The 9,236-nt window shown below is 72.0% G+C and carries 11 protein-coding genes; 6 read left to right on the forward strand and 5 right to left on the reverse strand.

What is annotated here, in order from left to right; all coding sequences use genetic code 11:
* The first annotated feature begins 295 nt into the window (after window positions 1-295).
* The 5 genes from EAO76_RS15890 (at window position 296) to mscL (ending at window position 4,517) form a co-directional block, all read left to right on the forward strand.
* Window positions 296-1,579 carry an MFS transporter gene (locus EAO76_RS15890; protein WP_148836594.1) on the forward strand — a complete coding sequence of 428 codons (1,284 nt, stop codon included), beginning with the start codon at window positions 296-298 and terminating at the stop codon, window positions 1,577-1,579.
* 66 nt (window positions 1,580-1,645) lie between these two features.
* The gene (locus tag EAO76_RS15895; RefSeq protein WP_148836595.1) at window positions 1,646-1,993 is read left to right on the forward strand and encodes an FmdB family zinc ribbon protein; all 348 of its coding nucleotides are present in this window, start codon (window positions 1,646-1,648) and stop codon (window positions 1,991-1,993) included.
* 119 nt (window positions 1,994-2,112) lie between these two features.
* Window positions 2,113-2,946, forward strand: a complete 834-nt coding sequence (locus EAO76_RS15900; RefSeq protein ID WP_148836596.1) for an S-methyl-5'-thioadenosine phosphorylase — start codon at window positions 2,113-2,115, stop codon at window positions 2,944-2,946.
* 386 nt (window positions 2,947-3,332) lie between these two features.
* Entirely contained in the window at window positions 3,333-3,887 is a 555-nt protein-coding gene (locus EAO76_RS15905) for a hypothetical protein (RefSeq protein WP_187438642.1), read from the forward strand.
* A gap of 123 nt (window positions 3,888-4,010) precedes the next feature.
* Window positions 4,011-4,517: a large conductance mechanosensitive channel protein MscL gene (gene mscL / locus EAO76_RS15910; protein ID WP_148836597.1), complete on the forward strand. Its 507-nt coding sequence runs from the start codon at window positions 4,011-4,013 to the stop codon at window positions 4,515-4,517.
* Between the two features lie 77 nt (window positions 4,518-4,594).
* Here the strand turns inward: mscL and EAO76_RS15915 are convergent, their stop codons facing one another.
* The 5 genes from EAO76_RS15915 to EAO76_RS15935 are packed head-to-tail and all read right to left on the reverse strand — an operon-like array spanning window position 4,595 to window position 9,093.
* A complete protein-coding gene (locus EAO76_RS15915) occupies window positions 4,595-4,804 on the reverse strand; it encodes a hypothetical protein (protein WP_148836598.1) in 210 nt (69 codons plus the stop codon).
* A 21-nt stretch (window positions 4,805-4,825) separates the two neighbouring features.
* A complete protein-coding gene (locus EAO76_RS15920) occupies window positions 4,826-5,326 on the reverse strand; it encodes a DUF6755 family protein (protein ID WP_262375504.1) in 501 nt (166 codons plus the stop codon).
* A complete protein-coding gene (locus tag EAO76_RS15925) occupies window positions 5,323-6,225 on the reverse strand; it encodes a Rieske 2Fe-2S domain-containing protein (RefSeq protein ID WP_148836599.1) in 903 nt (300 codons plus the stop codon). Before EAO76_RS15925 ends, EAO76_RS15920 begins: the two co-directional genes overlap by 4 nt.
* Window positions 6,222-6,824, reverse strand: a complete 603-nt coding sequence (locus EAO76_RS15930) for a 4Fe-4S dicluster domain-containing protein (protein WP_148836600.1) — start codon at window positions 6,822-6,824, stop codon at window positions 6,222-6,224. Before EAO76_RS15930 ends, EAO76_RS15925 begins: the two co-directional genes overlap by 4 nt.
* Window positions 6,825-6,831: 7 nt before the next feature.
* Window positions 6,832-9,093 (reverse strand): molybdopterin oxidoreductase family protein, encoded by a 2,262-nt coding sequence (locus tag EAO76_RS15935; protein ID WP_148836601.1) that lies wholly within the window; start codon window positions 9,091-9,093, stop codon window positions 6,832-6,834.
* On the opposite strand from EAO76_RS15935, the gene EAO76_RS44590 reads away from it, so the two are divergent.
* Window positions 9,056-9,236: hypothetical protein (locus EAO76_RS44590; protein WP_187438654.1), on the forward strand; the 181-nt coding region annotated here is incomplete at its 3' end. The two genes, EAO76_RS15935 and EAO76_RS44590, sit on opposite strands and share 38 nt — an antisense overlap.

The raw sequence follows: 9,236 nt of genomic DNA on the forward strand, positions 1-9,236 counted from the left end.
GCTCCGAAGGCGCCCCGCGCGTCTTCGCACGTGGAGGGTGGCCCGGCACACAATCACAGGCAGTCGGGGACAAATGCCTGTATCCTGAAGGAAATCTGAACGACCAACTCTGCCTGATGCAGAGCTGGCGCGACCGTATGGCGGTCGTGGCGTCCTCCGCCCTGCTGAGCGCCCGGCATCTACCGCAGTTCCGCGCGAAGAGGACAGCTCTCGGCCGCATCCGCACGAGCCCGCACCATCCGTCCGGGCCCGCCCGCGGGAATCCCGGCCACCAGGCGGCAGAAAGGCATGGACCGTGGCGTCCACGGTCTCCGACCGCCCGGGTTACGGGCAGTTGCTGCGCACCCCGGGTGCGTGGACTTTTCTCCTTCCGGGCTTCGCCGCACGACAGCCCTTCGCGATGCTGACCATCGGCATCGTCCTGCTGGTCCAGCACACCACCGGCTCGTACGGCAGCGCGGGCGCCGTCGCCGCCGTGACCGGCGTCGCCATGGCCCTGTTCGCGCCGCAGACCGGCAAGCTCGCCGACCGTTTCGGCCAGCGCTCCGTGCTGCTGCCCGGTGTCCTGGTGCACGCCGCGTCGGTGTCGGCGCTGACGGCGCTCGCGCTGGCGGACGCGCCCCTGTGGGTGCTGTTCGCGGCGGCCGTGCCCACGGGCGCGTCCGTCCCGCAGGTCGGCCCGATGGTGCGGGCCCGCTGGGCGGCCGTACTGGGTGCGGCGCCGGGCCGCGAGGCGTCGCCGCTGCTGTCCACCGCGGCCGCCTTCGAATCGGTGACGGACGAGTTCACCTTCGTCATCGGCCCCGTGCTCGCCACCGCGCTGTGCACGGGCGTGCACCCGGCGGCCGGCCTGGTCACCGAGGCCGCGCTGACGCTGGTCGGCGGGCTGCTCTTCGCCACCCAGCACCGCACCCAGCCCGCGGTGCGCACCGCCCCGTCCGGCACGGACCGGCGGCACGCCTCCGCCCTGTCCGTCCCCGGCGTACGGGTGCTCGCGGTGGCCTTCCTCGGGATCGGCGCCGTCTTCGGCGGCATGCAGGTCTCGCTGACCGCCTTCGCCGAGGAGATCGGCCGTCCCGGCGTGAACGGCCTGCTGTACGGCGTCTTCGCGGCCGGCAACATGCTGGCCGGGATCGCCTGCGGGGCCATCGCCTGGAAGAGCGGCCCGCGACGGCGCCTGCTCGTCGGGTACACGGCACTGACCCTGACCGCGTCCGGCCTGTGGGCGATGCACTCGGTGCCCCTGCTCGCCGGCCTCGGACTGCTGGTCGGACTGTCCATCGCCCCGGCCCTGATCAGCGGATACACGCTGGTCGAGGCCCTGGTGCCGGCCTCCGCCCGGACCGAGGCGTTCACCTGGCTGACGGGCTCGGTCGCACTCGGCCAGGCAGCCGCGGTGACGGTCGCCGGACGGCTCGCGGACGCCCATGGGGCCTCGACCGGATTCCTGGTCCCGCTGGTGGGGACCGTACTGGCGCTGATCACCCTGATGACCCTGCGTTCACGGCTCTCACCCACCGCACCGGGACGGACCGTGGCACGTGGTGTCGGTCACCGGAAGCCGGTCACGGTGGACTGACGCAGCGGAATACGTCACTATGGAGCGTCGTTAGCACTCATTGAGTCAGAGTGCCAGGAGGAGCAAGTGCCGACCTATCAGTACCAGTGCACCGAATGTGGCGAGGGCCTCGAGGCGGTGCAGAAGTTCACCGATGACGCCCTCACCGTGTGCCCGAGCTGCGACGGACGCCTGAAGAAGGTGTTCTCGGCGGTCGGCATCGTCTTCAAGGGCTCCGGTTTCTACCGGAACGACAGCCGCGGCTCCTCGTCGAGCAGCACGCCGGCGTCGTCCTCGGGGAAGCCGTCCGGTTCCGCCTCGGCCGACTCCTCGTCGTCCTCGAAGGGGTCCGACTCGAAGTCGTCCACGTCCTCCACGGCATCGACCTCCTCGTCGGCCTCCTCGTCCTCGACGAGTGGCACCTCGGCCGCCTGAGCCGAGCCTCTTCGTACTTCCGCACTTCCACGCTTCTGCGCGCTTCCGCGCTTTCACCAGGGCCCCGCCGACACCTCGGCGGGGCCCTGCGTGTTTTCCCGCGCCGCTACTGTGAGCGCATGGCGAACGCAGAGATCGGTGTCATCGGCGGCTCGGGCTTGTACTCCTTCCTGGAGGACGTCACGGAGGTGCGTGTGGACACCCCGTACGGACAGCCGAGCGACTCCCTCTTCCTCGGCGAGGTGGGCGGCCGCCGCGTGGCCTTCCTGCCGCGCCACGGGCGGGGCCACCACCTGCCGCCGCACCGCATCAACTACCGGGCCAACCTGTGGGCGCTGCGTTCCGTCGGCGTGCGCCAGGTGCTCGGCCCGTGCGCGGTGGGCGGCCTGCGCCCGGAGTACGGACCGGGCACCCTGCTCGTCCCCGACCAGCTGGTGGACCGCACCAGGACCCGCAAGCAGACGTACTACGACGGGGAGATCCGGGCGGACGGCGCGGAGCCGAACGTGATCCACCTGGGCTTCGCCGACCCGTACTGCCCCGAGGGGCGCCGGGCCGCTCTGGCGGCGGCGCGGGCGAAGGACTGGGAGCCGGTGGACGGCGGGACGCTGGTGGTCGTCGAGGGGCCGCGCTTCTCGACCCGGGCGGAGTCGCGCTGGCATGCGGCGATGGGCTGGTCGGTGGTCGGGATGACCGGCCACCCGGAGGCCGTCCTCGCCCGGGAGCTGGGCCTCTGCTACACGACGACGACCCTGGTGACGGACCTGGACGCGGGCGCGGAGGCCGGCGAGGGCGTCTCGCACGCGGAAGTGCTGCAGGTGTTCGCCGCCAATGTGGACCGGCTGCGCGCGGTGCTCTTCGACGTGGTGGCCGCGCTGCCCGCGGAGGCGGACCGGGACTGCCCGTGCTCGCACGCGCTGGACGGACTCGAGACGGGGATCGAGCTTCCCTAGGCCGGACTCTTCCCCGGGCCGGGGCTTTTGGACTTTCGCGCTTTCGGGCTTTGAGGCTCTGGGGCTTTGGGGCTCTGGGGCTTTCGGTGTGTGACGGTTGCGGCGTGTGTGGGTGACGGAGTTGTCCACAACGCCGGGGCCGTCCACAGGCTCCGGCGGGAAGTTCGCGAACGGTGGATCGTGAGGGATGTCCGCACGAGATCCCTTCGTCCGAGGTGGTGTCGACCATGCCTCCGTCGCCCCTGTTTCCCCCGCTCACGCCGTCGCACGCGGCAGCGTCCGACACGTTGCCCGGTCCGGTGCCCGGTGCGTCGACCGGCTCGCCGCCCACGTCGTCGTCCACTCCGTTCCGGGCTTCCGCTTCGCCTCCGCCTCCGACACCCCATGTGCCACCTCACGCATCGCCCCCGGCGTCGGCTCCGCCGCCCTGCGGGGTGCCCGCGTTCGAGCCGTTGCGGGTGCGCGGCGGGGGCGGACGCGGGCTGCGGCGGGCGGTGTGGCGGCAGCGCCGGGCCCTGGCGGCCGGGCTGGCCCTGACCGCTGCCGCGCTGGCCGCCACGGGGCTGGGCGGTACCGGCGCGGGAACGGGCGGCGACACGGCGTACGGGGCCGGTGCGGACGGGGCGGGCGGCGCGGTTCCGGGGCAAGTGCGGCGGCCGGCGGCCCGGTTGGTGTCCGCGCCGGTACGGATCGCGGACGCGGGGACGGTGCGGTTGCTGCGGCCCGGCGACCGCGTCGACGTGATCGCCGCCGGTGAGGACGGATCCGGAGCAGGCGTCCGGGTGCTGGCGAAGGGCGCGCGGGTGGCGGACGTGCCGCGGGCCCCGGCGGACGGCGCCGCGGGGGACGGCGCGCTCGTCGTGCTCTCCGTCCCCCGGGAGACGGCCGCCTCGCTGGCCGGTGCCGGCATCTCGTCCCGACTGGCGGTGGCACTGTGCTGATTCGCACTGACGATCGGTCAAGTCACCTGACTAATCCCAAGAATTGGGTGGTTCCGCCGGGTGCTGCCGTAAGTTGCGGAGGAATTTGTTCCGCCTACGGCACACGCGAAGGAAGGCTCATCCGTGAGCGAGAAGAAGGTCAGTCTGCTGGAAGGGTTCAAAGCCTTCCTGATGCGCGGCAACGTGATCGATCTGGCGGTCGCCGTCGTCATCGGTGCCGCGTTCACCCAGATCGTGAACTCGATCGTCAAGGGCGTCATCAACCCGCTGGTCGGCGCGTTCGGCACCAAGGACCTGGAGGGCTACAGCTCCTGCCTCAAGGGGCCGTGCGTCACCGACCCGAAGACGGGCGAGGTGACCGAGGGCATCCGGATCCTGTGGGGTTCGGTGCTCAGCGCCACCCTCAGCTTCCTGATCACGGCCGCCGTCGTCTACTTCCTGATGGTCCTGCCCATGGCCAAGTACCTCGCCAGGCGAGCGGCGATGCAGGCCGCGAAGGAGGGCGTGCAGGAGACGCTGGAGGTGAGCGAGCTGGAGGTCCTGAAGGAGATCCGCGACACCCTCGTCGCCCAGCGCGGCGGCCCGACGGGCGAGACCCGCGGCCAGGACCCCGGGCGCGGCGGCCAGTAGCGGCACGCGCGACAGGAGCGGTACGTGCTGCGGGAGCACCGGCGGCGGCGCCGCCGGACCACCACGGAGCGGGGGATTCAGATGTGGTGGGGCGGCTTCTCGTCGAGGAAGCGCGCCAGATCGGCGGCGCTGCCACCGGCCGGGGCCCGCTCGCCCCACCCTCGGTCCGTATCGTCCGCGGACTGCTGGTCCAGCGGATCATCGAAGATCAGAGCCGGTCTCGGCTTCGGCTGTTCCGGCTGGGACGGCTTCGACTCGCGCGGGCCGGGGGCGGGGGCGGTGCTCATACCTCAAGGGTACGGCGACGGTCAGCGGTCCTCCGGGTCGAGCAGCCACAGCCCGAGGACGACGAGGAACGACAGGGCGAGGAAACCGGCGCCCCACCAGGCCGTGCCGGTGTCGCCCTCCATCCACGCGTCGATGGTGACGGTCAGTCCCCAGAGCTGTCCGACGACGACCGTCATGGCGAGGACCAGCCGGGCCGTCAGCTTCGAGGAGCGCTCGGGCTCCTGGTCGGTGCCCGCCCCGGGACCGGGGCCGGTGTGCCGGACCCTCGGGTCCCCGTAGCCGCTGGTGGGGCGGATCTGCGGATAGCGCTCGTGCAGGGGGCGGTTGAGCTCGGGACGGGCGCTGCCCGGGTGGTACTCGGGATACTCCCGGGAATCCCGGCGCTCCGGGGACTCCGGGAGTCCCGAGGGCACCTGATCCGTCGAGGGCCCCTGCTCCGAGGACTCCCGGCCGTCGGTCGTCCGGCCCTGGGGCCCCTCGCTCCCGGGCTGCCGGTTCCAGGGCCGCGAAGTGTCGCTCATGTCCGCCTGCCGGAGGTCTCGGTGGCTCCGGCGGCCCGTGCGCGCGAGGCCCCGGCTCGACGCTGTCCCGGCTCGGCAACCCCATCGTGGGAGGCCCGTGCGCGCGAGGCCCCGGCCTCCGGGGCTTCCGCCCCTCCGCCCCTGACGGAGGGGCAGCCGATGCGGGACGCGAGGTCCGGGCGGTCCTCGCCGAGCTGGCGGCACAGGCCGTGCTCGACGCTCTCGCCCGAGTGCGTCGTACCGATCGCCCAGATGCTGCCGTCGGTCTGCTCGACGAGCACCACCTTGGGCAGCCCGCGGGGCGGCGGCCCGGCGGTGACCTCGCCGGTACGGGCGTCGAAGACGCCTTCGTGGCAGGGGCAGTACAGCTCGCCCTCGGAACCGCGGTCCTTGCGCCAGAGCACCGCGCAGGCGAGATGCGTGCAGATCGCGGAGTAGCCGACGAGGGCGCCGTCGTCGAGCCGTACCGCCACCGCCCGGTCCTCCTCGTCCGGGTAGCGGAAGGAGACGGATTCACCGGGCAGGAGCTGACCGGCGATCCGCTTCGGCGCGGGCGCCTTGGCGTCGTCGGGGTCGCCGTGGCGCGGCAGGATTCCACTGGCCACGCCGAGCCCGCCGACAGCGAGGCCGCCGGAGACGGTCGCCACGATCCGGAGGTAGTCGCGCCGGGTGGTGAGGGAGTCGGCGGCGATCCGGTCGTGCAGGGCTTCCCTCGGGTCCCCACCGGCCGGGCGGTCGGCGGCGGGCCGCCCGGGAACCGACTGGTCGACGAGCGACCTGCCGGATACCGGCCGGCCGACGGACGGCTGACCGGAGGTCGAGCGGTCGGCGGACGGGCGGTCGGGAGGCGGCTGGCCGGGGGTCGGACGGTCGGCGGACGGCTGGTCGGGGGCGCTCATCGGCGGACGTCCTTCCCGTTGATCTCGACGACCGGAAGGCCGCCGGGCACCGGCCACCGGACCCGGTCGGCGGGAACGACCATGGCCACACCGGTGCGGACCTCGCTCCGGCCGAAGGTGAACGTGTCGGCGACCTGGACCCCGGGGCGTTCGGCCTGGAGCTCCTCGACCGTTCCGTAGAACAGCGCCCCGGTCGGGCAGACGGTGGCGCACATGGGGGCGAGACCGTAGGCGGTGCGGTCGTAGCAGAGGTTGCACTTCATCTGCAGCTTCGCCCCCAGATCGATCTTCGGGACGCCGAAGGGGCAGGCGTTGACGCAGTTGGCGCAGCCGATGCAGCGGGTGGTGTCGGCCTGTTGGACCACCCCGTCCGCGGTCACCAGGATCGCGTCGGCGGGACAGACCTCGGCGCACGGCGCGACCGGGTCCTCGCAGTGCATGCAGACCGTGGGAAGGGAGGCGACGGAATGGCCCTCGTCGGTGTAGTCGAGGTGGATCATCGACTTGCCGCGGTGCGAGTCGCACTCCCGGCAGGCGGAGACGCAGGCCTGGCAACCGATGCAGCGCCCGGGATCGATGAAGATCGTTCTGCCCATCATGCGGCGATCAGCCCCTCTCCGAGGTGCCGCGGCCCTGGGGGGAGGTGGGCGGCAGCGGGTCGGTGCGGGAGACCTGGGTCTCCGGGTAGGCGACGTGCCCGGGCGCGACGGGGGGCGCGGGGACCTCGTCGATCTTCTCGGCGTGCTCGATGCGACAGGCGCACACCTTGTACTCGGGAATCTTGGAGCGGGGGTCGAGGGCGTCGATGGTGAGGGCGTTGGCCGCGGTGGGGACGGGCCAGTGGTACGGGATGAAGACGGTGTCGGGGCGGATCGCCTCGGTGACCAGGGCGGGGAAGACCTCGCTGCCGCGCCGGGTGACGACGCGGACCGGTTCACCGTTGCGGAATCCGTGGGAGGGGTGGATCTCCGCCCAGGGGCGCGGGGTCTGTTCGACGAGGGCGCCCAGACGGCGGGTCTGGTTGCCGGAGAGGAAGTGGGCGACGGTCCGCCCGGTGGTGAGCGACATGGGGTGCTCGTCGTCGTACGGGTCCATCGGCGAGTGCCACTCGACGACCTGCAGATGGATCCGGCCGTCGGGATGGTAGGTCCGGCCGTCCTCGAAGAGCCGGGGTGTTCCGGGGTGGTCGGTGGAGGGGCAGGGCCAGGCGATCCCGCCGGTCTCCTCCAGCCGTTCGTAGGTGATGCCGTAGTAGTCGTTGACGGTGCCGGCGGAGGCGATCCGCAGTTCGTCGAAGACCGCGCGGGAGTCGGCGAAGGCGAACTTGTCGCCCGCGCCGAGGCGTCTGGCGAGTTCGCACATCACCCAGGTGTCGGTCCGCACGCCGGGGGGCGGGTCCTGGGCCTTGTTGTGCTTGACCACCCGGGCCTCGGCGTTGGCCATCACCCCTTCGTCCTCGGCCCAGGTGGTGACGGGGAAGACGACGTGGGCGTTGGCGGCGGTCTCGGAGAGGAAGAAGTCGAATTGGGCGTGGAACTCGGTGGCGTCGTACCCCTCCTTGACCACCGCGTAGTTGGGGAGCGAGACGAAGGGGTTGTTGCAGATGCCGATCAGGCCGCGGATCTCGCCGCGCTGCATCTGCCAGACCATTTCCATCATCGAAGTGCCGGCGGGCGGGAGTTCGGACTCCTCGATGCCCCAGATCTCGCAGATCTGCCTGCGGTGCTCCTCGTTCATGATCGAGCGGCCGCCGGGAAGGAGGTCGGCCTTCTGGCCGTGTTCGCGGCCGCCCTGCCCGTTGCCCTGGCCGGTGATGGTGCCGTAGCCGGCGCCGGGCCTGCCGATGTGGCCGGTGGCGGTGCAGAGGTTGATCACGCTGAGGCAGTTCTCGACGCCCTGCGAGTGGTGCTCGATGCCCCGGGCGTGCCAGGCCATGGCCTTCGGGGCGCGGGCGAAGGTGCGGGCGACCTGGACGATCTGCTCGGCGGGCACCCCGCAGATCTCGGCGGCCCTGGCGGGCGGGTACTCGGCGACCTTGGCCTTCACCTCCTCCCAGCCGGTGGCGTGGGCGGCGAGATACGCCTCGTCGGTCAGCCCCTCCTCGACGACCACGTGGAGCACGGAGTTGAAGAAGGCCGAGTCGGTGCCGGGCCTGAGGGCGACGTGGATGTCGGCCGTGCGGGCGATCGCGGTCTCCCTCGGGTCGACGACGATCAGGCTCGCGCCGCGGTCCCGGGCCCCCCACACGTACTGGGTCATCACGGGGAAGCACTCGCCGACGTTGGAGCCCGCGATCAGCAGGCAGTCGGTGAGCAGGATGTCGGAGAAGGGGTTGCCGGCCCGGTCGATGCCGAAGGCGAGTTTGTTGGCGCCCGCCGCGCTGACCATGCAGAGCCGGCCGTTGTAGTCGACGTGCCGGGACTTGAGGGCGACCCGGGCGAACTTGCCGACCAGGTAGGTCTTCTCGGAGAAGAGGCTGGCGCCGCCCAGGAGCCCGAAGGCGTCGTTGCCGTGGCTCTGCTGGATGCGCCTGATCTCGGAGACCGTGAAGTCGAGCGCCTCGTCCCAGGAGACCTCGCGGAAGTCCTCGTCGCGGGAGCGGCGCATCAGCGGGGCGGTGAGCCGGTCGGGGTGGTTGACCTGCTGATAGGCGTTGATGCCCTTGGGGCACAGCCGCATCCGGTTGATGTCGTGGTTGCGGGGTTCGACCCCGAAGACCTTGCCGCCGTGGTCGACGCGCAGATACATCCCGCACTGGACCCCGCAGAAGCAGCAGTGGGTGGGGACGAGGGTCTCGCCGTCCTGGTCGGCGCGCCACCGGTCGGCCGGGATGCCTCCCGCGTCCCGGAAGGCCCGGGTCGCCCTCAAGTCCCGGCACGTCGACTACAACGGCCGGCTCTGCATGGTCAGCGCGGCGGGCGCCAACAAACTCGCCTTCGGCATCGACCGGGCCGGCAACCCCTTCTCCGACATCCTGCTCACCGACTGCCTGCTGATCGCGGGCTCCAACG

The organism is Streptomyces sp. sk2.1 (genome assembly GCF_008120935.1).
Lineage (GTDB): Bacteria > Actinomycetota > Actinomycetes > Streptomycetales > Streptomycetaceae > Streptomyces.